Genomic DNA, 25,272 nt, shown 5'->3' with positions numbered 1-25,272 from the left:
GCCGGGCTCCCCGGCCGATCGGGGGCGAGCTTGAACCTTGAACAACGATCAAATGCCGGGACGCCGCGTTGCATCGTGCGGGGGGCGCCGTGCACTGTCAACAGCCATACGGAATACGATGCTTCGGGCCTTCGGGACCCGCAGACCACTCGGAACCCGCCCCGCGCGGACCGGCGGAACGCCCCCGCCGAGCCGGTGGCCTGCGGTGATTCCCGCCGGGGTGGGCCGACCCGATGCGCGGGCCGACGTACCGGATCCCCGTGGCTCATGCCGCACCGGCATGTCTTGCCGCCGACCCGGCATGAACGCCGCTCCCGGGGCTGACAGTTGTTCACCCTGCGGCCCTTACAGGTGCACCTTCCCGCGGTTACCGTCCGGTCATGACCCCCACCCTCGCGCAACTCCGCTACCTCGTCGCCGTTGCCGACTGCCGCTCCATCACCGGCGCCGCGGCCTCCGTCTTCGTCGCCCAGTCCGCGCTCTCCCGGGCCGTCCAGGCCATGGAGCGCGACCTGGGCGTCGAACTCCTCGCCCGCCGGGGAAGGGGGGTGGACCTCACACCGGAAGGGGCCCGGGTCGTCCGGCTGGCCCGTACCGTGCTCAACGCGGTCGAGGCCATCGACGACATCGGGACCCCGCACGGCAAGGACTCCCGGGGCTCCCTCGCCGTCGTCACCACACCCACCCTCGCCCTCGACCTGGCCGCCGACCTGGTCGCCGCCTTCACCGAGCGCCATCCCGGCGTGGACGTCCGGCTCCACCAGCACGACAGCAGGGAGGCGGTCGTCCAGGAACTGAACCAGGGCCGGGCCGAGTTGGCGCTGGTCGACCTGCCGATCGACAAGGAGCTCTCCACCCACCACATACAGGAGCGCGAGGTGGTGCTGATCTCGCCGATCGGCTCCCGGCTGCCCAACCCGGTGCCGCTGCGCATGCTCGACGGGCTCCCGATGGTGCTGCCCACACCGGGAACCGGCCGGCGCACCGAGATGGAGGCCATGTTCAGCTGCCTCGGGGTCCGCCCCGTGCCCTCCCTGGAGGTCGACGAACGCCTCGCCTGGGTGACGGGGGTGACGGACGGCCGGGGCTCCCTCATCTGGTACCGGGACGTGGTGTTAAGAGCATTCGGCGCCAGGGCGGAGATCCGCTCCTTCACGCCGCCCCTGCTCCGCCCGGTGGGCATCGCGCACGCCCGGCGGCCGCTGAGCCGCGTGGCCCGCGCCTTCATCGCGCACGTCGGACGCAAGGCGCCCATGCGGGAGCCGGTGCGCTGAGCCCGGCCACCGGAAGGCGTACCGGAGGCATACCGGAGGCATGCCGGCGCGGCATTGAACGATGCTCGAACGGGGGGTGGTTGGGCCTGGTGTCCTCGGCCGCTGCCGCCTCACATGGTCCGCATGTCCCGACTCCTGACAGCCCCACGGGCCGCCGCCGCCCTCGCGGCCGCGGCCCTCGCCACGATCCTGCCCGCGGTGGCCTGGATGACCAGCGCCACCGCCTCCCCTGCCGCCGCCGCGGTCCCGGCCGGCCCCGCGGCCGCCGCCGCCCTGGCGCCGGAGAAGAAGTGCACCCTGCCCGGCGGCCTGGCCGAGCTCAGCGGGCTCGCGATGAGCCGCAGGCACCCGGGCGTCTTCTACGCCGTCAACGACAGCGGGAACACCAACCAGGTCTTCGCGATCGACTGCACGGGCGCCACCGGCGTACTCAGGGCCACCCTGACCGTCTCCGGCGTCGGCAACACCGACTGGGAGGGCCTGGCGATCGGCAAGGACGCCGCGGGCGGCCCGGTGATCCTGGTCGGCGACATCGGGGACAACTTCAGCGGCCGCGCCGAGATCACCGTGCACGGCTTCGCCGAGCCCGCGCAGCTCGCCAACGCCACCGTGACCCCGACGACCTACCGCTTCGCCTACGCCGACGGCAAGCACGACGCGGAGTCCCTGCTCGCCGACCCCGTCACCGGCCGGCTCTACATCGCGAGCAAGCTCATCGGAGCCGCAGGCCAGCTGTACCAGGCCCCGCTCCCGCCGGCGACCGGGCAGGTCAACACCCTCACGGCGGTCGGGCCCGGCCCGGTGTTCGCCACCGACGGAGCCTTCTCGCCGACGGGAGCCTCGTACGTGCTGCGCAGCGGCGGACCGCTGGGCGCCAACACGGCCTCCGTGTACGACACGGCGGGGACCAAGCTCGCCGATGTGCCCCTGCCCGCCCAGTCGCAGGGCGAGACGGTGACGTACGCCGACTGCGCGAACCTGTTCGTCGGGTCGGAGAACGACACCCAGATCTGGCGGGTGCCGCTGCCGCCGGAAGCGATGCCCGGCTGCGGCACGACACCGACGCCCACGCCGACCCCCACACCGACGCCCACTCCCACGCCGACGCCCACTCCCACCCCGACACCGACCCCCACTCCCACCCCCGGGGACCTGAAGCTCGCCAACCCCGGCCCGCAGACGTGCAAGTTCAACCAGTCCTGCACCATCCAGCTCAGCACCACCGGCGGTAAGCCGCCCGTCCGGTACGCCGCCTCCGGCCTGCCCTGGGGCCTGTCCCTCGACGCCGCCTCCGGACGCATCACCGGCAAGCCCTGGAGCAGCGGAACGGTCCAGGTCACGGCCACCGCGACCGACTCCACCGGAGCCTCCGCGGGCACCTCGTTCGCGCTGACCGTCAACTGGTTCTGAGACGGCCCGGGGGCGGGCTTGTACAACCCGCCCCCGAAGCCGCACTGTTGACCGAGATTCGTTCATCAGGTCAGGAGATCCGGCTTGTCGTCCCCCATGTCACCCGTCCCGCACGTCATCGACCCCGCGGGCGGCTGCCCGCACGCGCTGAACGCCCGGCTGCGCGCCCAGGGCGCCGTGGCCGAGGTCGTACTGCCCGGCGGCGTGCCCGGCGCGGTCGTCCTGGGACACGACGCGCTGAAGGAGTTCCTCGCCCACCCCGACGTGGCCAAGGACGCCCGGCACTTCCCGGCCCTGCACGACGGCACCATCCCGCCCGACTGGCCGCTGCGGGTCTTCGCCAACGCCCAGGGCATGCACACCTCCGACGACGACGACCACCGCCGGCTGCGCTCGCTGGTCGGCAAGGCCTTCACGGCCCGCCAGGTGGAACGGCTGCGGCCGCGCGTCGAAGAGCTGACGGCCGAACTCCTCGACGACCTCGGGCGGGCGGCGGCCGAAGCCCCCGACGGGGTCGCCGACCTGCACACGCACTTCGCCCTCCCGCTCCCGATGAGCGTCATCTGCGAGCTGCTCGGCGTGGACCCCGAGCACCGGGACCGGCTGCACCGGCTGACCAACAAGGTGATCATCGCGACCGACGTCACCCCGGCCGAGAAGATGGCCGCCCTCCAGGAGCTCGTCGCCCTGACCGGTGTCATCGCGGCCGCCCGCCGCGAGGCCCCCGGGGAAGACCTCACCAGCGCCCTGATCGCGGCCCGCGAGGCCGACGGCGACCGGCTCAGCGAGGTCGAACTCATCGGCACCATGCGGCTGATGCTGGTCGCCGGCCACGAGACCACCCTCAACCTGATCACCAACGCGGTCCGCGCCCTGTGCACCCACCGCGACCAGCTGGCCCTCGTCCTGGAGGGCAAGGCGACCTGGTCGGACGTGGTGGACGAGACCCTGCGCTGGGACTCCCCGGTCAGCTGGTTCCCCTTCCGCTACCCGACCCGCGACCTGGACGTCGAAGGAACGGTGATCCCGCAGGGCACCCCGGTGCTCGCCGGCTACAGCGCCGCCGGCCGTGACGAGGCCTTCCACGGCCCGGACGCCGACCGCTTCGACATCACCCGTCCCACGGCCGCCCGCAGCCTCTCCTTCGGCCACGGCGCGCACTACTGCATGGGCGCCCCGCTGGCCCGGCTGGAGGCCACCATCGCCCTGGAGAGGCTCTTCACCCGCTACCCCGACCTGGACCTCGCCGTCCCCGAGGCGGAGATCCCGCACCAGCGCAGCTTCGTCAGCAACAACGTGCCGTCGCTGCCGGTCCGCCCGGTACGGACGTAGCGGCGCCGCGGCACCTCGGCCCCGGCGGGGCTTCCCGCCGGGTGCCTGGGCCGTCCGGGGGAGTCACGCCGCGCTCGGCGGCGCGAGCTGCGTGCTCAGCCAGCCCAGGGCCTCCGGGTACATCGCGATCCAGGTCTGGAAGTTGTGCCCGCCTTCCGGGCGGACGAGCGTCTTGACCCGGACCCCGCTGCCCGCCGCGGCCTTGGTGAAGGCCTCCAGCTGCTGGGGCGGGCTGTCCTTGTCCTGCGCGGAGGTGGCCAGGAACAGCCCGACGTCCGCCTTCTTCGTGTGCTCGACCAGCCACATCGGGCTGTTGCGCTCGCGCAGGGCCGGGTCGGGCAGCACCTCCGGGTCGCCGGTCAGCGGATCCGGGTCCAGGGCCGCGCCCGCCCGGAACACCTTCGGGTACTGCAACGGCAGCTTGGCCGCGCAGAAGCCCCCGGTCGACACGCCCATCAGCCCCCAGCCGGCCGGGGCCGGCAGCGTACGGAAGTTCCGCGTGACCAGCTCCGGCACGTCCTGCGCGAGCCAGTCGGCGATCTTGCGCCGCGGGGTGTTGCTGCAGTCGGTGTTCACCCCGCCCGGATAGATCTCCGGCACCACCAGGATGAAGGGGTGCGCCGCGCCCAGCTGCACCAGCTGGTCGAGCGCGCCCGGCATGTTCCCGAGGTCCATCCACGTCCGGGGTGTGCCCGGATAGCCGTGCAGCAGCATCAGCACCGGAAAGCGGGTGCGGTCCGCGCCCGGTGCGTCGTACTCCGGGGGAGTCCACACCGTGACCTGCCCGGCGAGCTTGGAGTGGGAGCCGCGGAAGTAGGTGGTCCGGGTGCCGTCGCCGTTCTGCGTGAACCTGGCCCGGCCCGGCGGCGGGCCGGTCATCGAGCCCGCCTCCTGCCCGGTGTCGGTGCCGAGCAGGTCGTCCCAGGAGGAGTAGAGCCCGTAACTGCCGTTGATCCAGGTGGCCACCACACAGATGGCGGTGAGCTGGCAGACCCCGATCATCAGCACCCGCGCCGGCCAGCGCACCCACCCCGGGCCCGGGATCCGGTTCCACAGGAGCAGGGCGGCGAGCATGGCCAGCGCGGTGACGACGATCAGCGTGACGAGGAACGACGTACTGGTCAGCTCCACGGCGCCGGCTCCTGACGGGATGAAATGCGGCCGATGTCCGATTGTCGCGTCAATCCGCCCGCGGCGCCCTCAGGGAGCCGACCCGACGCGCACGGTCACCGTGTGCCAGCCGGTCGCCCCGTCGGGCAGGGTGCCGGTGCGTTCCCCCGTCTGGACGGCGCCCGTGCCGTCCGTGGCGCGGACCTCGAGGGTGTGCCGGCCCGCCGTCGCCTCCCACGGCCACACCCACTGGCGCCAGGTGTCGGCGCCGTCCGCGGCCCCGAGCCGCGCCTCGTGCCACGGACCGCCGTCGACCCGTACCTCCACCCGGGCGATCCCCCGGTGCTGCGCCCACGCCACCCCGGCGACCGCCACCGGGCCGGGCACCAGTACCGCGCTCGCCCGCGGGGTGTCGATCCGCGACTGCGTCTTGACCGGGCCCATGGCCGCCCAGGACCGGCGCACCCAGTACGCGTCGTAGGCGGCGAAGGTGGTCAGCCGCAGCTCGCGCAGCCACTTGCAGGCGGAGACGTATCCGTACAGGCCCGGTACGACCATCCGGACGGGGAAGCCGTGCGCGAAGGGCAGCGGCTCACCGTTCATCCCGACCGCCAGCAGCGCGTCCCGGCCGTCCATCACGGTCTCGACGGGCGTGCCCAGGGTCATGCCGTCCACCGAACGGGCCACCAGCTGGTCGGCCGGACCGCCCTGCGACGGAGGCCGTACACCGGCCTCGCGGAGCAGGTCCGCGAGGCGGACGCCGAGCCAGCGGGCATTGCCCGCGTACGGGCCCCCGACCTCGTTGGACACACAGCACAGGGTGATGTCGTGCTCGACCAGGGGGCGGGTGAGCAGCTCCCGCAGGTCGAGGGTGAGGGGTTTCGCGACGCCTTCCCCGTGGATGCGCAGCCGCCAGGTGTCCGCGTCCACGCGGGGGACGACGAGGGCGGTGTCCACGCGGTAGAAGTCCCGGTTCGGGGTGAGGAAGGGGGAGACCCCGGGTACCCGCAGGTCCGCGCCGGCGGGTACGGGCGGCGCCGGCACGGCGGGCGCGGGGAGGCGGAATCCGGCCCGGGAGGCGGTCGCGCCGGCGGAGCCGTAGGCCCCGAGGCGGCGTCCGGCGTAGCCGGCCCCGGCCGAGACCGCCAGGGTGGCGGCGACGAGGCGGCCGAAGCCGCGGCGGTCCATCGCCCAGGCGCCGCCGGCCGACGTCCCGGCCGGTCGTGGTCGTCGCAACGCCGTGACCAGCAGGTACAGCACCCCGGCGGCGGCGGCCCCGCCCACCAGCGAGGGCAGGGCGTCCCGCCAGGTCGCCTCCGGCCGGCTGAGCGCGGCGGCCGCGCCCAGCACCCCGAAGCCGCCGGCGAGGGCCATGCCTGCGGGGAGCCGGCGGAGGGCGAGCAGGCCGGCCCCGACGGCCACGGCGCCCAGGAGGGCGACGATGCCGAGGGTGAGCACCAGCTTGTCGGCGGTGCCGAACTGCCGGATGGCCCACTCCTTGACGGCCGCGGGCGTACGGTCGACCACGGCCCCGCCGACCGCCGTGAGCGGGGACGCCTCCGGCCGGACGGCGGCCGCGGCCAGCTCGGCGAGGGCCAGCCCGGCGCACGCGGCGATCACGCCACCGGCGGCGCCGAGCAGGCGCGGCGGCCGCCCCGGCGGCCCCGGGCGCCTCGGATCTGCCTTCACACGGCCAGTGTGCCTCGCCCCCCGGGGTCCGGCCCGGCGCTCCCGCTGCCGCGGCCGCCGGTCGGGGCCGCCGGTGAGGGCCGCCGGTCAGTGCACGGGCGCCGGCGGCACCCAGCGCCCGGTGCGCGGCGCCTTCACCCCGTACTCGTCCTTCAGCTCCTCCGGGATGGCGTGGTGCATCACCCGGCCCCGGGTCAGCGCGGACAGTTCGAGGCCGGAGAGCAGCGAGCCCGCCTTGTCGAGCGCCCACTCCGCGTACGGGCTGCTGTCCTCGATCGTCTCCAGCAGCCCGAGGAACACCGGTACCGCCTTGGCCGCCGTGTCCCAGGGCGTGCGCGGGATCTCCAGCCAGTCGCCGATGGTGTCGCCGACGAGGTAGCGGACGGTGGCGGGCACCATCGGGTCGAAGAAGGTGCCGGGGACCACGTCCTCGTACATCCGCATCAGCTGGGCGTTGAGCTTCACCCCCTCGGGCGAGGGGCCGAGGTTGCGCAGGAGGTACAGGTCGCAGTAGTCGCGGGCCTCCGCGAGGCTCTCCGGCACCGCCGACATGTCGCAGCCCAGCATGGCGCCCACGACGCGCCAGGCGTAGAAGTAGGCCTCCGCGCCGTCCTCGCTCATGTGGATGCCGAGCTGGTGCATGGCGTCGAGCACCAGGAGCGAGAAGCAGATCTGACCCCCGATCATGTCCTCCTGGCAGATCGGCAGTCCGTCCTTCTCGATGTCCCAGTGGCCGCCGTGGCGCAGGTGGTGGCGGACCGCCGCGTGCAGCAGCCGCACCTTCTGCGCGGCCGGGATGAACTTGCTGCCCTCCGCGAAGGAGTTGGTCTGCATGAGGTAGGTGACGAACTGCCCGGTGTTGGCCATCCGCCGCGAGGGGTACGCGAGGGAGTGCGTCGAGGAGAGCAGCCGGGAGAGCCGGGGGATGGCGTAGGTCGCGGGCATCGCCGCGAAGGACAGGCCGGTGTTGATGTGGGCCGCGTTGTCCATGAAGAACAGCCGGGCCTGCTCCATGACGTCCCAGTCCACCCAGCTCGGGGGCATGGCAGTCGCCTCGAAATAGGCGCGCGCGGACTCCGGGAGCTGCTCGGGCAGCTTGTCCCCCGCGGTGGTGAAGAACCGCATCAGGGTGTTGAGGTCGCCGACCTCCTTGCGGTGGAACATCGCGGCGACGGTCTCGTCGGCGAGCGGATCGCCCTGGGTGCGCAGGGCGTCGAGTGCGGCGTCGTCGTATCGGGTGCGCGCCGAGGTGGTCTTGGTGGTGTTCACTTCAGTCGTCCTTCTGGTCTCTTCGGGTGGGGTGCCGGTCGTCGGCCGCCGGCCGGGGCGTTGGCCGCGGCGGCTGTTACCGGGACCGCTCGGCGGCGGTCCCGGCCAGCTCGCGCAGCGCCGACCGCGCCTCCGCGGGCATCGGTGCGACGTCCAGGGCGCCGGTGGCCCGTCCGATGCGCTCCCGGATCATGTCCTCGACCTGTTGCCGGGCTCCGTGGCGCTCCATCAACTCCCGGACCGAGGCGGCCTCTTCTGGTCCAAGGTCGGGATTGCCGACGAGTTTCGCGAGCAGCCGGCGGTCGTCCGGGCCGGCCGCCGCCACGGTCAGGGCGAGCAGCGCGGTGGGTTTGGCGTCCCGGAGGTCGTCCAGGTTGGACTTGCCGGTCCTGGCCGGGTCGCCGAAGGTGCCCAGGAGGTCGTCGCGCAGCTGGAAGGCCTCGCCGAGCGGGAGACCGTAGGCGGAGAAGGCGTCCAGCAGGGCGGGGGAGCCGCCGCCGAGGGTGGCGCCCAGGTGCAGCGGCCGCTCCACGGTGTACTTGGCCGTCTTGTAGCGGGCCACCTCCAGCGACTCCGCCACCAGCGGACCCGCCACTTGAGGTTCCAGGGGAGGTCGCGTGCCGGTGCGCAGCACCTCCAGGAACTCGCCCGCCATCGTCTCGCGGAGCAGTGTGGACCAGAGCGGCACCGTCCGGGCGAGGTAGGCCCCGGGCAGCCCGCAGGAGGTGAACACGTGTCCCGCGTACCCCATCAGCAGATCGCCGAGGATCAACGCGAGCGCCGTGGAGCGCTGCCCGGCCGCGGCGAACGCGGCGTGCGCGGTGAGCTGCCCGTGCCGCATCCGGCTGTCGTCGATGATGTCGTCGTGGGTGCAGGCCGCCGCGTGGACGAGCTCCATCGCGGCCGCGGCCCGGATCACCCCCTCGCAGTCGGGCTGGCCCGCCGCCCGCCACCCCCAGTACAGGAAGGCCGCGCGGATCCGCTTGCCGCGCGCCAGCGACCGGCGCAACTGCTCGGAGAGCGGGGTGAGTTCGACGTTCAGGCCGAGCAGGGCCTGCTCCTCCTCGTCGGCCAGCCCGATCAGGACCTCGTCGATGCGGCCCTTGAAGCCGGCGTGGTCATGCACAGGGGCGGCCCTCGGCGGCGATGCGCTCCGCGGCCCGCCGGGCCATGGTCTCCAGGTAGTTCTCGTTGCCCACTCCCGCCCGGCGGGTGGCCAGTTCTCCGCGCTTGCGCAGCTCCACCACCCCGTCGGTGAACAGTTCCCGCAGGTCGGAGCGGCGCATCACGTGCTGCGCGCGGTCAGCGGTCTGCCGCAGCTGGTCGAGGGCAAGATCGGCCACTCCGGCGGCGAGCAGCGTCAGCAGCTCCAGGGGCGCGGTGTTCGGGGCGGTGCCGGCGGACCGTTCCCGCTGGGGCCGTTCCCGCTCGGACTTTTCGTGCGCGCGCTGTTCGTGTTCGGTCTGGGACATGCTGCGGTGCACTCCTGGTCGCGTCGTGCCGGCGAGGCATCGGAAGGGGCGGCCACCGGATCGCTCCGACGGCCGCCCCTGATCGTTTCCGGGTCAGTGAACCGAGTGCCGCTCCCGGGGGACGAACCGCGGGCGGTCCTCTCCCTCGCACGAGTGCCGAGATTCCCACGGGCGGGTGACGATCGCCGGATGAGGCGATGGCCACCGCCGGCGGTGGTGTATCTCAGCCGGCCGTCGCCGCGGGGAGGGCCGCCGCGATGCCCGCCGCCACCTCGTACGGGTCCCCGCTCGGCCGGACCGGATGCCGGGTGGTCAGCCGGGCCCACTCCTCCTCCACGGCATGCCAGTCGATCTGCCGCGGCGCGGTCCGCCCGACCAGTGCCTCCTCCAGCGAGTCGAAGTAGAGCTGCCACCTGCGCGCGTACAACTCCGAGACCAGACCGCTCCATTCACGGTTCGCGTAGTCGTGCAGGAATCCGCCCTCGCTGGTGCTGCGCCGCCCCCACACGCTGAGGACGGAGCGGGCGTCGTACTCGTACCGGTCCTGCTCGGCCCGGTCGGCGCCCGAGGAGCGGGCCCGGTCGAGCCAGCGGCCGAGGAGGAAGTTCGGGTCGGAGCCGGTGACCGCGTCCAACCGCCTTTCCCCGTCCGCCCATTCGGCGACCAGTCGGCGGAAGAGCGTCAGGTCCTTGGCCTCGTAGGCCGCCTTGATCCTGGGCAGCAGCACCCGCGAGTGGTTGGCGAGGGCCTGCCGGGCGGTGTCCACCAGGTCGAAGCGGTAGGCGCTGGAGGCGCGCAGGGCCGGATCCACCTTGAGCAGGTGGTCCAGGGCTCGGCGCACCGAACCGGCCGGGTAGCGCATGGACTGGGGGCTCCAGTACGCCGCCCCCGCCGCGGTCAGGCTCGGCCGTGCGGTGAAGAGGCTGTCCTGCGACTCCGACCACAGCCCCGAGGAGGTGCTGTACGGCCCCTTGCGCAGCTCTTCCCACGCGGCCGAGGCCTCGGCGTCGGGGCGGCCGTAGCGGCGCGCCGCGAAGTCGGCGAACCACCGGCGTTGGTCGATCGGCCCCGGTTCCCAGGCCAGGTCCGTGAAGAGGTCGAAGGCGGCCGGATTGGTGCCGGTGCCCTCCGGGAGGTAGGCGATGCCGGTCAGGGCGCTGTTGCCCTTGGCCCGCCAGGGGCCGAACCGCTCCAGCCAGACGGAGGTGTTGGCGCCGACGGTGGTGTGCCCGCCGAAGTTGTAGATCGTGCCCATCGCGTACGGCGTACCGCCCCAACGGGCCTCGCGGTCAAGGCGGTTGTACCGGTCGGAGAGGCCGTCCAGGATCAGCAGCCTGGTCCTGTCCACCCCCGCGAGGAGCTCCGCGGTCGGATCGTCCTGCCATCCCAGCACCGCCCACAGCGCCCCCGGGTGCGCGGCGTGGAGGGCGGCCTGGATGGCGCCGGCCGCCGCGCCGACGTCGACGGAACCGGTCCGGCCGCCCTCGTGCAGCGGGCTCATCCGGTACATCGTGCTGTCCCCGAACACCGCGCGCTGCTCTGCGTAGTAGGCCGCGGCCAGCCTTCCGAACACAGGCGAGGCCGGGTCCAGCCAGTCCGGGCGCTCGAAGCCCGCCCAGTCGCCCTGCGGCACGGTCGCCGCCCCCGGGTTGCGCGCGGCGAACTCCGGCGGCACGGTGCCGAAGTAGCCCGGCAGCACCGGGGTCATGCCGAGGCCGCGCAGCTGCTCGGCGATCCGCCCGCCCAGCTCGGCGCGCTCCCGCATCAGCCGCTCGGAGACGGGTCCGCCGAAGCCGTTCAGGTTCTGCAGCAGCCACCAGCTCTGGTGGGCCGGGCCCGGGATCCAGGCGCGCAGCTCCTCGGCGGAGTAGCCGAAGCCCTGGAGCGCCCGGTAGTACGGGTACTCGGCGCCGACCTGCACGAACACCTCGTTGACGCCGTGCAGGGCGAGCAGGTCGATCTGCCGCTGGTGCTCCTCGAAGGTGCGGTACGGGCCGGAGTAGCCGTCGTCGGTGTCGTTCAGCGCGTACCGGTGGGGTACGAGCGCGCTGCGGGTGACGGGTGCGGGGACGCCCGGCAGGCGGGCGGGCAGCATTCCGATGCTGTCGCCGGGCCAGCCGATGTCGGCCCCGGCGACGTGCTGCAGGTACCAGCCGACGCCCGTGAGCAGGGTGGCTCCGGTGCCGGCGCGCACGGTGATCGCGCCGGGCGGGCCGGAGAGCGTGAAGGTGTCGGCGGCGGCCGCCGCGTCGGGCACGAACGTGAACTGCCCGGCGTGGCGCGGCAGCAGCCGCTCCAGCGCGGCCCGCGCGGGGGCGACGTCGAAGGTCGCGCGCGGCCCAGGGGCCGGAAGGCCGGCCCGTACGTCGGCCCGCACGTCGGCCCGTACGGGCGCTGCGGCCCCGGGCCCGGTGGCGGCGGGCGCCACACCCGCGCAGACCACGGCCAGCAGCGCCGCGGGCAGTACGGCGAGCGCGACCGGCCGGGACACCGTCCGCCGCCCACGCCGCCCGGACACGGGCACAGGCGCCGAGCCCGGGAGGGACGCGGAGTCGGGCGGCACGGGGAGAGGCGCGGCCAGGGGCATCGGGTTCGTCATCCGTTCGCCGTCAGACCGGCAGGGACCAGGCCTGGTCGACCCGGTGGTCGCCGCAGGGGGTCAGCCGCAGCCGCTCGGCCGGGGCGTCCGGGGTGGCGGCCGCGGCCGGGGCCGTCAGGCACTGCCCGCTCGCCTCCTCGACGAGGGCGCCGTCGCGCCGGTGTGCCCAGCTCTGGCCGGGCTGCTCCGCCGGCCCCGACGCGCAGTCCGCCAGCTCCACCAGTCCGCCCTCGCCCGCCGACAGGCACTCGCCCGCCAGCCGCAGGCGCCCGTCCTGGCCGACGATCCACCGCTGGTCGGGGGCCCCGGTGCACGCCGACAGCACGACCGCGCCGACACCGGTGGTGTTGGCCCCGTCGGCGCAGCGGACGCCGTTGCCGACGATCTGCCCGGTCGCCACGGCCTGCGCGCAGCCGCGCGGGGTGAGCCGCCAGACCCCGGTGTCGTGACCGGCCACCCTCCCGGTCAACGTCTCGGAGAGCTCGCGGCGTTCCCCGTTCCAGAGGTTCCGCGCGTCGACCGTGCAGGACGGCAGTCCGATCTCCTCCAGCGGCACCGCGATGTCGCGGGCGGTGGACGAGCGGTTGAGGACGGCCACCGCGCGGTCGCCGTTCGCGAGCGGCCGTACCAGGATCTCGAAGGTGGCGTTGGAGGAGACCACCGCGCCCTGACGGCCCATGGGGTCCTGGTCCAGCTCGATCATCCGGGTGTTCCCGAGGGCGGCGAGCCCCTCCGGGGTCAGCTTCGAGACCTCGGAGGACAGGATGAAGGGGGCCGCCATCATGGCCCAGAGGGCGACCTGGCTGCGGCCCTCGGCCGCGGTGAGCCCGGGGGCGCCCGCGATCAGGAAGTCGGGGTCGTTCCAGTTGCCGGGGCCCGCGTACCGGCCCAGCCAGCGGTTGTAGCCGTAGTTGCCCAGCACCGAGCTCCACCGCGAGGTGGCGGGGGCGGCGGGCTGGTACACCTTGATGTCCTTGCCCTCGCGCCACAGCTGGCCCGTCTCCCCGACCCAGCCGAGGACCCTGTGCCAGTCGGAGCCGCCCCACTCGCCCTGCTGGAAGTAGGCGGGCGCGGAGGCCGACAGCACCATGTCCCGGCCGCTGCCGCGCAGGGCCGCGGCCACCGCGGTGTACGCGTCCCGGTAGGCCTGCTCCTTCGTCTTCCCCGGCGGCACCCACAGGTTGCAGCCGTCCATCTTCACGTAGTCCACCTTCCAGGAGGCGAACTGCCGGGCGTCCTGCGCGTAGTGGTCCGCGCCGCCGCCCTGCGGGGCGCCGCTGCCCGGGTACTTCTCGCAGGTGAGCGAGCCGGCGTCCTGGTAGATGCCGAACTTCAGGCCCTTGGCGTGCAGATGGTCCCCGAGCCAGGCCATGCCGTGCGGGAACTTCGCGGTGTCGACGACCAGTGCGCCCTGCGCGTCGCGGCTCTTGGTCATCCAGCAGTCGTCGACGGTGACCGTGTCGTAGCCCTTGGCGGCGAGGCCGGTGGACACGAGGGCGTCGGCGTTCGCGACGACCTTGGCCTCGTCGATGTCGCACATGTAGTGCGCCCAGTTGTTCCAGCCCATGGGCGGGGTGAGCGCGAGCGGCGTGTCCGAGGTCGCGGTGGGCTCCGCCCCCGCGGGGGCGGGGGAGAGGGCCAGGGCGAACAGGGCGGCCGCGGTCAGACAGGGGAGCGAGGCGCGCAGGCGGAGCGGCACGGAGTCTCCTTGACGTGAGGGCACTCGGTCGGGGGGCGGTCGAGGACAGTCGTGCGCCCAGTGCAGCCAGGTGACTACCCGCTGTCAACATACGTCGTTGATTATCCGTCAATGACCAGCAATATGGCCGTAGTCGATCGCATGCGAGAGCGGTGATACGTCGTATGGTACGAGGTATGTTACGATGTATCTCATGCCGAGGACATCAGCCGCACTGGACCGCGCCACACCCGAGGCGATCGCCGTCGCCGCCCTGCGCCTCCTCGACGAGGAGGGCCCGGGACAGCTGAGCTTCCGCGCCCTCGCCGACCGGCTCGACGTCTCCCACGCCACCGTCCAGCGGCGCTGCACCGACCTTGCCGGCCTGCTGGACCTCTGTACCGAGCACCTGGCCGCGCAGCTCCCCGACGTCCCCGCCGGCACGGACTGGGCGCAGGCGACCGAGCAGCGCTTCACCGCCCTCTACCGGCTGCTCACCGCGCATCCCGGGCTGCTGGTCCTGCGCGGCGGCCGGCCCTGGCTCGGGCGGCAGCTGCTGGCCCGGCTCGTCGAGCCCGCCCTCGCCGACAGCGTGGCCGCCGGGATGACCGCCGCCGAGGCGATGACCGTCTACCGCCGCATGTACCTGCTCACCCTGGGCAGCGCCGCCTTCGTGGACCACCGGGATCCGGCCGGAGCCACCGCCGCCTCGCGGGCGGCCCTGGCCGCGCTGGATCCGGAGGAGTTCCCCGTGCTCTCCGGCGCTCTGGCCGACGTACTGCCCCCGCTGACCGACCACGAGGTGTACTACGGCGCCCTGCGCCAGCTGATCGACGCCGCCCGTCCCGGCCGGCCCGCGGGGCCCGCCGGGCCCACCGTCTGACGAGGAGTCCGCCCATGGAACAGCAGCTCGACTACGCCGCCGTACGCGCCGCCGCCGACCGGATCGCGGGCGCCGTGCGGCCCGTCGCCGTCGCCCAGGCGGCCGAAGGCGTCTGGTACGCCCTGGAGCACCTCCAGCACACCGGGTCCTTCAAGGCCCGCGGCGCCCGCAACTTCCTCGCCGCCCACCGCGAGGCCGGCACCCTCCCCGCCGCCGGCGTCACCATCGCCTCCGGCGGCAACGCGGGGCTCGCCTGCGCCTGGGCGGCCCGCGCCCAGGCCGTGCCCGCGACCGTGTTCCTGCCCGCCAACGCCCCGCGGGTGAAGGTGGAACGGCTGCGCGGCTACGGGGCCGAGGTGCGGCTCGTGGGCGACCGGTACGCCGAAGCGCTGGCCGCCTGCGAGGAGTTCGCCGCCGAGAGCGGGGCCCTGAGCAGCCACGCCTACGACCACCCGCTCATCGCGGCGGGCGCAGGCACCCTGCTCGACGAGATCCGCACCGCCCTGCCCGGGCTGGACACCGTGGTCGTCGCGGTCGGCGGGGGCGGGCTGTTCGCCGGGGTCGCCACCGCCGCCCGCGAGCACGGCGTACGGGTGATCGCCGCCGAGCCGGAGAACTGCCGGGCGCTGAACGCGGCCCTCGCGGCCGGCCGCCCGGTGGACGTCGCCGTGGACTCCGTGGCCTCCGACTCCCTCGGGGCCACCCGGGTCTCGGCGGACGCGGTCGCCGCCGCGCAGGAGGAGAACGTACGGTCCGTCCTCGTCCCCGACGGGGAGATCACGGCCGCCCGGCGCGCGCTCTGGGAGGAGCACCGGATCGTGGTCGAGGCCGGGGCCGCCACCGCGCTGGCGGCCCTACGGGGCGCGCCGGAGCCGCTGGGCGCGCGGGTCGCCGTCATCCTGTGCGGGGCCAACACGGACCCCGGGGACCTGGTGCCGTGACCGCGGCACCGGCGGCTCCCGGGTTCCGGGTTCCCTGGTGCTGTGACCCCGGTGGTCGGGGTCAGTCGTTCTCGTCCTCGCCCTCGCGGACGACCACGACGCTGCTCACCGAGTACTGCACGACCTGCTGGCTCACGGACCCCAGCAGCGCTCCCTTGAAACCGCCGTACCCGCGGGTGCCGACCACCGTCAGGTCCGCCTCCTTCGACGCGTCGACCAGGACCTGGGCCGGCGAGCCCTGCTCCACGCGCCGGAACACCGGCACGCCGGGCGAGGTGCCGACGGTCGCGGCGACGGTGTCCGCCAGCTTGCGCCGGGCCGCCTCCTCGGCCGTGACCGCCGCGCTCTCGTCGGTCTGGGCGGAGCCCATGCCGATGGCGAAGGGGTTGGTGTTCCATTCCCAGGCCATGACGGCGTGCACCCGGCCGCCCATCATCCTGGCCTGCTCGACCCCCCAGCGCAGCGCCTCCTTGGAATGGTTCGAACCGTCCACGCCGACGACGATCAGAGGTTCGATGGCGTTCTCACTCACGGTGGGTTCCTCTCGCTTCGCCCGAATAGTCGATCTCCTCCCTGTATACACGGCAAAGGTGGTCTGACCTCGAACGACGATCGTCGCGGCAGGCGACGACTTTGGAGGACAGCACCGGCACCCCGCCCTTTGCGAAGGTCGGAGTGTCCGGGCGACCGCGGCCGGACGCGAACGGCACGAGCGGTATACGAGCGACACGGAGGAACGGGCGTGGCACAGCGCAAGGGTTGTCTGATCGGCTGCGGGGTGGCCCTGGTGCTGGGCGTGGGGCTGCTGGTGGCCCTGGTCTTCGGCATGGGCAAGGTCCTCGACATAGCCGACAAGACCCTGGTCGACCCCAAGGTCTACGAGGCCGTGAAGACGGGCGACGCGGAGAGCGAGGTCCGCGGCAAGCTCCCGTCGGGCGACACCTTCGTCAAGGGCGTCCTCAAGGAGGGCGGCCCGGCCCAACCCGAGGGCAGCGCCTGCTCCTGGTACGTCTCCAGCGGTGACACCAAGAACGGCAACGAGACCGTCTTCCGCTTCTGCTTCAAGGACGGAAAGCTCGCGGAGAAGGCCGAGTACCCCATGAAGTAGGGGCTGTCGCCCCCCTCATGCGGCTCGCCCCCCATGCGGCTCGTCCCGCTCATGCCGCCGCGAGCCGGAGCCCGGCGAGGGGCAGGGCGATCCGGACGGCGGTGCGCACCGGATGCCGGGCGGCCCGCGCGTCGATCCAGGCGAGTACGGACGCCTGCTCGTCCGCGGTGCACAGCGAGAGGTGGAACAGCAGCTGCCGCCAGGCGCACGCGGTGCTCTTGGCGGTGGCCCCGGGGCGGGTCGCGGCGGTGAAGGCGCCGCGGGCAAGGCCGTCCCAGCCGGATCGCGGGGCGATGCCCACGTGCCGGACCAGGGTGGCGAGGTGGGACGTGGTGAGGATCCGGGCCTGTTCGATCACCGTGGGGTCGGTGGCCAGTGCCCGGCCGGCGTGCCCGGCGTGGCCCGCGTGCCCGGCGCACAACTCGGCGAAGTCGGCCAGGTTCTGAGTGTCCGCCAGGTCGCGGACCGCCGCGTAGTCGATGCCGTAGTAGCGCTCGTACACCGTGCCGTGCAGCAGCTCGGCGGCGGTCCGCGCGGCCGCGAGCAGGTCCGCGCAGGCCGTCCCACTGGAGGAGTCGGCGAAGGGTTCGGTGAGGAACGGCACGGGCAGATCTGCCTGCCGGGCGAGTCCGGACAGGGTCAGGACGAGCGCGTTGGGCAGTCCCGCCCCGGGGAAGGCCCGGAGCGTGAGTTCGGCCAGTGACCGCAGGGTCGCCCGGGCCGTGGCCGCCGGATCGGGATTCCGGTCGCCGAGGGCGCGTACCCAGGGCGAGGCGGCGAGCCTCGCGCGGTGCTCGGGGTCCCACCAGTGCCGGTACCCGCGCCGGGCGCGGTACATGGCGGCCATCAGGGTGCGCAGCGACGCGTCGGCGTAGCCCTGTACGGCATACGTGACGAGCAACTGCGGTGACAGCTCGGCGAGGACCGTGGCCGAGGGGATCGTCCCCCGCTCCAGCAGTACGTCCAACGGGGCGTCGAGGGTGCCGGCGACCACGGCTCGCACCGACGGGGGGACCGCGGTCCCGACGGGTAGTCCGCTCTCCAGGGCTTCTTGGGCGGTCACCGGACCGGTCGCCGGTCCGACCTCCGGCAGGCCCCGGTCCACGGGGTACGCGGAAAGCCGGCGCAGGACCAGCGCGGTCAGTTCGTGGTGCGTGGGCCGGTCCGCCTGCCGCACCCGGTCGCGCTTGGCGCCTGCCGACGTGACGGCGTGCCGGAGCAGGCCCGCCGGCCGGGGAGCCGGCGCACGGCCGGCGACGGCCTCCTCCAGCGCGCGGCGCAGGATCGACGCGTTCGACTTGGGGTCGAGGTGCTTGGTGCAGCGGGTGTGGAGGGCCGCGAGGGACCGGTACCGCGTCAGCAGGGCGGCGCCGTCGGCCCGCCACGCCGCGCCGTGTGCGTCGGCGCGCAGCCAGTGGGAGAGCAGCTCGTCCTCGAAGGGCCGCCAGACGGTGAGAGCCTCGCGCTGGGCCTCGACGGCCGGGTCGGGCTCGCGGAGCGAGAGCAGGGCGGCCGCCTCGCCGACGGTACGGCGGTGCACGGCGTCCGCCTCGGGTACCGGCAGGCTCGCGGGGTGCGGCGCGAAGCGCACCTCGCGGGCGAAGGGCCGCAGTTCCTCGACGAGTTCCGCGGCCGCTCCGGTGTCCCCTGCGCGCTGCAGCCAGGCCACGGCGAGCAGCGCGGCCTCCTCGGGCGCGTGCAGCGCGTACCGCCCGCTGTCCAGCAAGGACCGCAGCCAGGCGAGGCCTTCGTCGGTGAGGCAGTGGGCGAAGGCGTCGCCCGGGGACATGCCCGCCAGGGGGTTCGGGTGCTGATCGTTCTCGTTCATGGCCGGCGTGGCAGGTCCTGCCCCTGCGCCCTCCGACTGTGCAGGTCGGTGCTCTGGCTGCTGAGCTACACGCCGTATCCGGAGCCTACAACAGGCCTCCGGTGGGGCTGGGCGGCAAAGCGGGTTTCGGGATCGGGATAAAGCGCATTAGTGGGCGTCTTCGCGAACCGTCGATAAGAAGTCAAACCGCTGACGGCGAGCCAGGTTGTTATCGAATCGATACCACCCGCAAATGCCTTTGGACTAAAGCGCATTAGTGCAGGTCGGGGCGGTCGACGAGGAGGCCGTGCCAAGCGCTCGCAGTCCTCTCGGGCCATTCGGGACCTGCGTACCACCGGCCAGTGGGGCCGGTGCCTCATTGACGGGAACTTCCTTTCGGACGACCGTGGGCACCGCCCCCGGCAATGAGGCCGGACTTCTGCGAAGGCGGCGACGATGACGCGTACGAACCTGCCCCGTATGGCCGTTGGCACGCTGGTGGCCGGCGCCCTCCTCTCGACCGCCGCCTGCGGGTTGAGCGGTGGGTCCGGGGACGTGAAGGAGGCCGAGAAGACGGGCAGAGTGGCCGGGGAGATCACCTTCCGGACCCTCCAGTTGAAGCCCGCCTTCACGGCGTACGTGCAGGGCGTGATCGACGCCTTCGAGAAGAAGTACCCCGACGCCAAGGTCAAGTGGGAGGACGTGCCGGGCGACGGCTACAACGAGAAGCTCGTCGCGGACGCCCAGGCCGGAGCCCTCCCGGACGTGGTCAACCTCTCCACCGACTCCTTCCAGCTCCTCGGCGACCGCGGCATGCTCGCCGACGTCGCCACGCTCGACGGCGAATCGGCCAAGGAGTACGTGCCGGGCGCCTGGGAGCAGTTCAAGCTCCCCGGCAAGGGCGACGGCGTGTACGCCTACCCGTGGTACGTGACCCCGGAGATCCTCACCTACAACAAGGAGCTCTTCGCGAAGGCGGGCCTGGACCCGGCCAAGCCGCCGACCAGCGTGGAGCAGTTCTTCGACTACGCCGAGCAGATCGCCGCCAGGTCCGGCGGCCAGTACTCCGCCTTCATGGCCGACCCCAAGGGCCGACTGCCCGGGGACTGGCAGAAGATGGGCATCCCGATCCTCAACGAGAAGCAGGACCGGTTCACCTTCGACACCGACCAGGCCGTCGCCTGGGTGGAGCGGATGAAGGACCTGTACGCCAAGGGGGCCATGCCCAAGGAGTCCCTGCTCAAGTCGGACGACATCAACCAGCTCTACGGCGGCGGAAAGATCGTCTTCGGCCCCGGCTCCCCGGGCTTCGTCAAGGACATCAAGCAGAACGCCCCGCAGGTCTACGCGAACACCCAGGTCGCGGGCGCCGTCACCGGCAAGCTCGGCCACATAGGCATCTACGCCCAGTCGCTCGGCATCAAGAAGGACACCAAACACCTCGACGCGGCGGCCGAGTTCGCCAAGTGGGTCACCAGCGGCCCCAACCAGGTGGAGTTCTCCAAGAAGGCGACCATCTACCCGTCCAACGCCCAGGGCCTCGCCGACCCGCGCTTCGCGGACCGGGGCGACGGCAGGGACGCGGAGACCGTCGCCCGCGCGATCGGCGCCGAGCAGCTGAAGACCGCCGCGCTCGACGCCAACACCCCCGTCCAGTGGACCAACCAGGTCGGCGACGCCGTCGTACGGGAGATGCAGAAGGCGATCAAGGGCGAGCAGGACGCCCGTACGGCGGTGAAGAAGGCCCAGGAGGAGGCGAACAAGCTCCTCGCCAACGCGGTCAAGAAGTGACCGCTGCCGAGACGGGGCTGCGCCACCGCAAGTGGTGGACCCCCTTCCTCTTCCTCGCCCCCGGCCTGGTCATGGTGGCGCTGTTCAGCCTCTGGCCGTTCGTCAACACCGTCATCCTCTCCTTCACCAGCGCCCAGGTCCTGCGCGGCGGCACCTTCGTCGGCTTCGACAACTACAGCCGCGCCTTCGCCGATCCCGACTTCTGGGTCGCGACCGGCAACAGCGTGCTCTACCTCGTGGTCGTCGTCCCGTGCCTGGTCTTCCTGCCGCTCGCGCTCGCGGTCCTCGTCCAGACCCGGATCCCCGGCATCGGCTTCTTCCGCTCCGCCTTCTACACCCCGGTGATCGCCTCCGCCGTGGTCGTCGGCCTGATCTGGCAGTGGGTGCTGCGCAGCGACGGACTCGTCAACACGCTCTTCCAGGAGCTGCGCCTCATCTCCGAGCCGATCCCGTTCCTGACCGACAGCACGATGCTGCTGGTCTCCGCGATGCTCGTGACCGTGTGGAAGGGCCTCGGCTACTACATGGTCTTCTACCTCGCCGCGCTGGGGAACGTCCCCGCCTCCCTCTACGAGGCGGCCGCCATCGACGGCGCCGGAACCGTCCGCCGTTTCTTCAGCATCACCGTCCCCCAGGTGAAGCCGATGATGCTGCTGGTCGGCACCCTGTCCGCCATCTCCGCCCTCCGCGTCTTCACCGAGATCTACATCCTCGGCGGCGAGAGCGGCGGGCCCGGCGGCGGCGCCCGGACCCTGCCCTTCCTCATCCGCCAGGTCGGCCTCGGCTTCTCCGGCGAGACCGGCTACGCCTCCGCCATCTCCATCCTGCTGTTCCTCCTGACGCTGGTCTTCAGCCTGCTGGGCCGGCGCCTGTCGAAGGGAGACGAGAGTTGAGCACCACCGTCTCTCGCAAGGGCACGGCCTCCCCCGGGAGCAGGGCCACCCCGCGCGTCGGCGCCGACCGCCGGCGCCACCTGATCGGCCTGGCCGGCCGGTACGCCACGATGCTCCTGATGCTCGTGATCATGCTGGGGCCGATCGTCTGGCAGTTCCTGACCTCGATCCGGGGCCGCACCGAGAACGTGTACGACGGCGTGCTGCCCTCGCAGCCCACCCTCGACAACTACGTCCGGGTCGCCGAATCGTTCCCGCTGCTGCAGTACGTGGGCAACACCCTGATCGTCGCCGCCCTCGCCATCACCTCGAACATGCTGTTCGCGGCGATGGGCGGGTACGCCCTCTCCCGGGCGGGCTGGAAGGGCCGCAAAGCCGTCTTCACCGTGCTCGTGGCGACCCTGATGTTCCCCTTCGAGTCCGTGATGATCTCGATGTTCCTCACGGTCCGCGAGATGGGCCTGGTCGACACGCTCATCGGCGTCTGGCTCCCCGGCGCGGTCTCCGTCCTCAACGTCATGATCATGCGGGCGGCCTTCCTCGCCGTCCCCGCGGAGGTGGAGGAGGCCGCGGTGCTGGACGGCGCGGGCGAATGGACCCGCTTCACGCGGGTCTTCCTCCCCGCCGCCAAGGGCGCCCTGGCCGTCGTCTGCATCACCAGCTTCATGGGTGCCTGGGACGACTTCCTCTGGCCCCTGCTGGTCCTGACCAACAGCGACAACTACACCCTCCAGCTCGGCCTGAAGACCCTGGCCGGCGCCACCACCGTCAACGACCAGCGGCTCATCGCCGCCGGCGCGATGGCCGCGCTCATCCCGATGATGCTCCTCTTCTTCGCCCTCCAGCGTTTCTTCTTCAAGGGCGTGGGCGAGGGAGCCGTCAAGACCTGATCCCGCGACCCCGCACTGCCGTACTGCCGCACCCACGACACCCCTCTCCTGGAGCAGCCGTCATGCATGACGACCGCAGCATCACCGAGCACCGCCTCCGCCGGGTCCTCAAGGAGCGCATCAAGCCCGCCGTCCACTCCCGTCCGGTCCCGCTGACCGTCGAGCGCTGGGAGGCCCCCGGCGAGCCCGTGCCCGTCGCCCAGGGCCTCGCCGCGACCTACGAGCCCTGCGCGATCGGCGACGCGTGGGGCCCGGCCTGGGGCACCACCTGGTTCAAGGTCACCGGCACCGTCCCGGCCGCCTGGGCCGGCCGCACGGTCGAGGCCGTCCTCGACCTCGGCTTCGACCGGATGATGCCCGGCTTCCAGTGCGAGGGCCTGGTCCACCGCGCCGACGGCGGCGAGATCAAGGCGCTCAACCCGTACAACGAGTGGGTGCGGGTCGCCGACCGCGCCGAGGGCGGCGAGCGGATCGAGTGGTACGTCGAGGCCGCCTCCAACCCGATCCTGGTCGACCACTCGGTCACGTACGAGGGCGACGAGCGGACCAGCGGCGACCAGCCGCTCTACCGGCTCGCCCGGATGGACCTCACCGTCTTCGAGACCGAGGTCTGGGAGCTGGTCCAGGACCTGGAGGTGCTCTACGACCTCATGACGCAGCTCGGCACGGGCGACGCGCGGCGGTACGGGATCCTGCGCGCCATCGACGCCGCGCTGGACGCGGTGGACCTCGGCGACGTGCCCGGTACCGCGGCCGCCGCCCGCGCCGAGCTGGCCGGGGTGCTCGCCGCCCCCGCCCACGCCACCGCGCACCGGATCAGCGCGGTCGGCCACGCCCACATCGACTCCGCGTGGCTGTGGCCGCTGCGCGAGACGGTGCGCAAGGTCTCGCGCACCGCGTCCAACATGGTCAACCTGATGGACGAGCACCCCGAGTTCGTCTTCGCCATGTCGCAGGCGCAGCAGCTCGACTGGATCAAGACCTACCGGCCCGAACTCTTCGAGCGGGTCAAGAAGAAGATCGCGGACGGGCAGTTCGTGCCGGTCGGCGGGATGTGGGTGGAGTCCGACACCAACATGGTCGGCGGCGAGGCCATGGCCCGCCAGTTCCTCTACGGCAAGAAGTTCCTCCTCGACGAGTTCGGCATCGAGACCCACAACGTCTGGCTCCCCGACTCCTTCGGCTACACCGCGGCGATGCCGCAGATCGTCAAGCTCTCCGGCTCCCGGTGGTTCCTGACCCAGAAGATCTCCTGGTCCCAGGTGAACAAGTTCCCCCACCACACCTTCTGGTGGGAGGGCATCGACGGGACCCGCGTCTTCACGCACTTCCCGCCCGTCGACACCTACAACTCGGACCTCGGCGGAGCCCAGATGGCGCACGCCGCCCGCAACTACCAGGAAAAGGGCCGGGGTTCGCGCTCCCTCGCCCCCTTCGGCTGGGGGGACGGCGGCGGCGGCCCCACCCGCGAGCAGCTCGCCCGGGCCAAGCGCCAGCGGGACCTCGAAGGCTCCCCGCGGGTCGAGATCGAGCGGCCCGACGCCTTCTTCGAGAAGGCGCACGCCGAGTACGAGGACGCACCCGTCTGGGCCGGCGAGCTCTACCTGGAGCTGCACCGCGGCACCTACACCTCCCAGGCCAAGACCAAGCAGGGCAACCGGCGCAGCGAATCGCTGCTGCGCGAGGCCGAGTTGTGGGCGGCGACGGCCGCCGTGCGCGTCCCGGGCTTCGGGTACCCGTACGAGGACCTGGAACGCCTCTGGAAGACGGTGCTGCTGCACCAGTTCCACGACATCCTCCCGGGGTCCTCCATCGCCTGGGTGCACCGCGAGGCGCGCGCGACGTACGCGGCCGTACGCGAGGAGCTCCAGGGGATCACCCTCGCCGCGCAGCAGGCCCTGGCCGGGGAGGGCGGGCAGGAGCTGGTCTTCAACTGCGCCCCGCACGCGCGCCGCGGCATCCCGGCCGGCGGCGCGGGCCGGCCGACCGCCCGAGCTGAGGCCGGGGACGGGGCCGGGGCCGGGGACGGGCAGCAGGTCACGGTGGAGGAGCGGCACGGCGGCGGGCACGTCCTGGCCAACGGCCGGCTGCTGGTGGAGATCGACGGCCGCGGCCTGATCGTCTCGGCGTACGACCTGGAAGCGGGCCGGGAGTCGGTCGCCCCGGGCGCCGCGGCCAACCTGCTGCAGATCCACCCCGACTTCCCGAACATGTGGGACGCGTGGGACATCGACGAGTTCTACCGCAACAAGGTGACCGACCTGGTGGAGCCGGCCTCCCTGGAGGTCACCGAGAGCGGCCCGTCGTCCGCGACCGTCCGCGTCGGCCGCTCCTTCGGCTCCTCCTCGGTGGTCCAGTCGGTCACGCTGCGGGCCGGGGCCAAGGCGGTGGACATCGTCACGGACGTGGACTGGCACGAGACGGAGAAGTTCCTCAAGGCCGCCTTCCCGCTGGACGTGAAGGCCGAACGCACCGCGTCGGAGACGCAGTTCGGCCACGTCTACCGAGCCACCCACACCAACACCTCCTGGGAGGCCGCCAAGTTCGAGATCTGCGCCCACCGCTGGATCCACGCGGAGGAGCCCGGCTGGGGCGTGGCGGTGCTCAACGACTCCACCTACGGCCACGACGTGACCCGCGCCGTGCGGCCCGACGGCGGCCAGACCACCACGGTCCGCCTCTCCCTGCTGCGGGCCCCGCGCTACCCGGACCCGGAAACCGACCAGGGCCGCCACACCCTGCGGTTCTCGCTGGCACCGGGCGCGACCATCGGCGACGCGGTCCGCGAGGGCCACGCCCTGAACCTGCCGGAGCGGGCGGTGCGCGGCGCGGGCCCGGTGGCCCCGCTCCTCTCCGTGGACAACGACGCGGTGGTCGTCGAGGCCGTCAAACTCGCCGAGGACCGCGGCGGCGATGTGATCGTCCGCCTCTACGAATCCCGCGGCGGCCGCGCCAAGGCCACCCTGGCACCGGACTTCCCGATCACGGCGGCGGTCGAGAGCGACCTCCTCGAACGCCCCCTGGAGGGCGCGGCGGTGGGAGCCCCCGGCGCGGACGGCATGGTCACCCTCACCCTGCGCCCGTTCCAGATCGTCACGGTCCGCCTGCGCCGCGCCTGAGCCGGGC

General features: G+C 72.9%; 19 protein-coding genes and 1 tRNA gene. 10 read left to right on the top strand and 10 right to left on the bottom strand.

Going from position 1 to position 25,272, the window contains the following annotated elements:
- Positions 1 to 380: 380 nt before the first annotated feature.
- The 3 genes from ACFWBN_RS11630 to ACFWBN_RS11620 all read left to right on the top strand — a co-directional run bounded on the left by ACFWBN_RS11630 (position 381) and on the right by ACFWBN_RS11620 (position 4,016).
- Positions 381 to 1,274 carry a LysR family transcriptional regulator gene (locus ACFWBN_RS11630; protein WP_385174371.1) on the top strand — a complete coding sequence of 298 codons (894 nt, stop codon included), beginning with the start codon at positions 381 to 383 and terminating at the stop codon, positions 1,272 to 1,274.
- A gap of 123 nt (positions 1,275 to 1,397) precedes the next feature.
- A complete protein-coding gene (locus ACFWBN_RS11625; RefSeq protein ID WP_385174366.1) occupies positions 1,398 to 2,684 on the top strand; it encodes a putative Ig domain-containing protein in 1,287 nt (428 codons plus the stop codon).
- A 96-nt stretch (positions 2,685 to 2,780) separates the two neighbouring features.
- Positions 2,781 to 4,016 carry a cytochrome P450 gene (locus ACFWBN_RS11620; RefSeq protein ID WP_385174594.1) on the top strand — a complete coding sequence of 412 codons (1,236 nt, stop codon included), beginning with the start codon at positions 2,781 to 2,783 and terminating at the stop codon, positions 4,014 to 4,016.
- A 63-nt stretch (positions 4,017 to 4,079) separates the two neighbouring features.
- Here ACFWBN_RS11620 and ACFWBN_RS11615 read toward each other — a convergent pair whose 3' ends face one another.
- The 7 genes from ACFWBN_RS11615 to ACFWBN_RS11585 all read right to left on the bottom strand — a co-directional run bounded on the left by ACFWBN_RS11615 (position 4,080) and on the right by ACFWBN_RS11585 (position 13,854).
- Entirely contained in the window at positions 4,080 to 5,147 is a 1,068-nt protein-coding gene (locus ACFWBN_RS11615; RefSeq protein WP_385174362.1) for an alpha/beta hydrolase, read from the bottom strand.
- 69 nt (positions 5,148 to 5,216) lie between these two features.
- Entirely contained in the window at positions 5,217 to 6,815 is a 1,599-nt protein-coding gene (locus tag ACFWBN_RS11610) for a molybdopterin-dependent oxidoreductase (RefSeq protein WP_385174358.1), read from the bottom strand.
- 87 nt (positions 6,816 to 6,902) lie between these two features.
- Positions 6,903 to 8,084, bottom strand: coding sequence for an oxygenase MpaB family protein (locus ACFWBN_RS11605; protein WP_385174355.1), 1,182 nt, complete (start codon positions 8,082 to 8,084; stop codon positions 6,903 to 6,905).
- Positions 8,085 to 8,160: 76 nt separating this feature from the next.
- A complete protein-coding gene (locus ACFWBN_RS11600) occupies positions 8,161 to 9,210 on the bottom strand; it encodes a polyprenyl synthetase family protein (protein WP_385174351.1) in 1,050 nt (349 codons plus the stop codon).
- Positions 9,203 to 9,556 carry a hypothetical protein gene (locus ACFWBN_RS11595; protein ID WP_385174348.1) on the bottom strand — a complete coding sequence of 118 codons (354 nt, stop codon included), beginning with the start codon at positions 9,554 to 9,556 and terminating at the stop codon, positions 9,203 to 9,205. Before ACFWBN_RS11595 ends, ACFWBN_RS11600 begins: the two co-directional genes overlap by 8 nt.
- Before the next feature lie 223 nt (positions 9,557 to 9,779).
- On the bottom strand, positions 9,780 to 12,047 hold the full coding sequence (locus ACFWBN_RS11590; protein WP_385174343.1) for an alpha-N-acetylglucosaminidase: 2,268 nt from the start codon (positions 12,045 to 12,047) through the stop codon (positions 9,780 to 9,782).
- Between the two features lie 118 nt (positions 12,048 to 12,165).
- Positions 12,166 to 13,854 carry a ricin-type beta-trefoil lectin domain protein gene (locus ACFWBN_RS11585; RefSeq protein ID WP_385174340.1) on the bottom strand — a complete coding sequence of 563 codons (1,689 nt, stop codon included), beginning with the start codon at positions 13,852 to 13,854 and terminating at the stop codon, positions 12,166 to 12,168.
- Between the two features lie 193 nt (positions 13,855 to 14,047).
- Here ACFWBN_RS11585 and ACFWBN_RS11580 point away from each other — a divergent pair, with 193 nt between their 5' ends.
- Both ACFWBN_RS11580 and ACFWBN_RS11575 read left to right on the top strand, forming a co-directional pair.
- Complete coding sequence (locus ACFWBN_RS11580; protein ID WP_385174334.1) at positions 14,048 to 14,716, top strand: TetR/AcrR family transcriptional regulator; 669 nt, start codon at positions 14,048 to 14,050, stop codon at positions 14,714 to 14,716.
- A 14-nt stretch (positions 14,717 to 14,730) separates the two neighbouring features.
- The gene (locus ACFWBN_RS11575) at positions 14,731 to 15,657 is read left to right on the top strand and encodes a serine/threonine dehydratase (RefSeq protein ID WP_385174331.1); all 927 of its coding nucleotides are present in this window, start codon (positions 14,731 to 14,733) and stop codon (positions 15,655 to 15,657) included.
- A 61-nt stretch (positions 15,658 to 15,718) separates the two neighbouring features.
- On the opposite strand, the gene ACFWBN_RS11570 is transcribed toward ACFWBN_RS11575, so the two are convergent.
- On the bottom strand, positions 15,719 to 16,189 hold the full coding sequence (locus ACFWBN_RS11570; RefSeq protein ID WP_385174328.1) for a universal stress protein: 471 nt from the start codon (positions 16,187 to 16,189) through the stop codon (positions 15,719 to 15,721).
- A 210-nt stretch (positions 16,190 to 16,399) separates the two neighbouring features.
- On the opposite strand from ACFWBN_RS11570, the gene ACFWBN_RS11565 reads away from it, so the two are divergent.
- Complete coding sequence (locus tag ACFWBN_RS11565; protein WP_385174325.1) at positions 16,400 to 16,765, top strand: hypothetical protein; 366 nt, start codon at positions 16,400 to 16,402, stop codon at positions 16,763 to 16,765.
- Positions 16,766 to 16,814: 49 nt separating this feature from the next.
- On the opposite strand, the gene ACFWBN_RS11560 is transcribed toward ACFWBN_RS11565, so the two are convergent.
- Both ACFWBN_RS11560 and ACFWBN_RS11555 read right to left on the bottom strand, forming a co-directional pair.
- Positions 16,815 to 18,593, bottom strand: coding sequence for a hypothetical protein (locus tag ACFWBN_RS11560; RefSeq protein ID WP_385174322.1), 1,779 nt, complete (start codon positions 18,591 to 18,593; stop codon positions 16,815 to 16,817).
- A tRNA-Cys gene (locus ACFWBN_RS11555) sits at positions 18,593 to 18,668 on the bottom strand. Before ACFWBN_RS11555 ends, ACFWBN_RS11560 begins: the two co-directional genes overlap by 1 nt.
- 360 nt (positions 18,669 to 19,028) lie before the next feature.
- Between ACFWBN_RS11555 and ACFWBN_RS11550 the strand changes: the two genes are divergently transcribed.
- The 4 genes from ACFWBN_RS11550 (at position 19,029) to ACFWBN_RS11535 (ending at position 25,265) form a co-directional block, all read left to right on the top strand.
- Positions 19,029 to 20,363, top strand: a complete 1,335-nt coding sequence (locus ACFWBN_RS11550; RefSeq protein ID WP_385174319.1) for an ABC transporter substrate-binding protein — start codon at positions 19,029 to 19,031, stop codon at positions 20,361 to 20,363.
- A gap of 71 nt (positions 20,364 to 20,434) precedes the next feature.
- Positions 20,435 to 21,256 carry a carbohydrate ABC transporter permease gene (locus ACFWBN_RS11545; protein WP_385174591.1) on the top strand — a complete coding sequence of 274 codons (822 nt, stop codon included), beginning with the start codon at positions 20,435 to 20,437 and terminating at the stop codon, positions 21,254 to 21,256.
- On the top strand, positions 21,253 to 22,146 hold the full coding sequence (locus ACFWBN_RS11540) for a carbohydrate ABC transporter permease (protein ID WP_385174316.1): 894 nt from the start codon (positions 21,253 to 21,255) through the stop codon (positions 22,144 to 22,146). The genes ACFWBN_RS11545 and ACFWBN_RS11540 overlap by 4 nt, the downstream gene beginning before the upstream one ends.
- A gap of 62 nt (positions 22,147 to 22,208) precedes the next feature.
- Positions 22,209 to 25,265 (top strand): alpha-mannosidase, encoded by a 3,057-nt coding sequence (locus ACFWBN_RS11535; RefSeq protein WP_385174313.1) that lies wholly within the window; start codon positions 22,209 to 22,211, stop codon positions 25,263 to 25,265.
- Positions 25,266 to 25,272: the final 7 nt, after the last annotated feature.

This window comes from Streptomyces sp. NPDC059989 (genome assembly GCF_042736975.1).
Lineage (GTDB): Bacteria > Actinomycetota > Actinomycetes > Streptomycetales > Streptomycetaceae > Streptomyces.
This window is presented reverse-complemented; position numbering and strand designations above follow the sequence as displayed.